Source organism: Sporosarcina sp. P32b (assembly GCF_002743335.1).
In the GTDB taxonomy this organism is placed as follows: domain Bacteria; phylum Bacillota; class Bacilli; order Bacillales_A; family Planococcaceae; genus Sporosarcina.
Genome location: NZ_PDZB01000060.1, coordinates 1 through 601 on the forward strand (window position 1 = coordinate 1; position 601 = coordinate 601).

General features: G+C 54.9%; 1 protein-coding gene. It reads right to left on the minus strand.

The features are described 5' to 3' along the window. Positions 1 to 404 precede the first annotated feature (404 nt). The coding region (locus tag CSV64_RS16930; RefSeq protein ID WP_233191842.1) for a hypothetical protein at positions 405 to 601 on the minus strand (197 nt) is incomplete at its 5' end.

Sequence of the window (601 nt, forward strand, 5' to 3'; positions counted from 1 at the left end):
AGTAGCGCAGGCACAACTGCGGGGTAGGCCGTGGCCAGGAGACAACTGGCAGCACCACCGCCAGCTGGCTCCTGGCTGGAGGCAATCCCCCACGTGCCTGCGCGGGTCCAGAAAGCAGACACTCACTAATTTCCATCTCCAACAACCAGTCGAGCGACGCCCCCAACAAAAAGTGACAAAGACCTGCAGCCGCATAGTCTTTTAGCCAACTGTGTTTCCAGGTTGGGTAAGATACGCAATTTATCCTACTTAGAACCACAACCAAAATAAATAAAACTTAGCAGCGCAGGCACAACTGCGGGGTAGGCCGTGGCCGGGAGATAACTGGCAGCACCACCGCCAGCTGGCTCCTGGCTGGAGGCAATCCCCCACGTGCCTGCGCGGGTCCAGAAAGCAGACACTCACTAATTTCCATCTCCAACAACCAGTCGAGCGACGCCCCCAACAAAAAGTGCCAAAGACCCGCAGCCGCATAGTCTTTCCGTCAACCGCGTTTCTAGATTGGGTAAGATACGCAATTTATCATTCTTAGAACCACAACCAAAATAAATAAAACTTAGCAGCGCAGGCACAACTGCGGGGTAGGCCGTGGCCAGGAGCC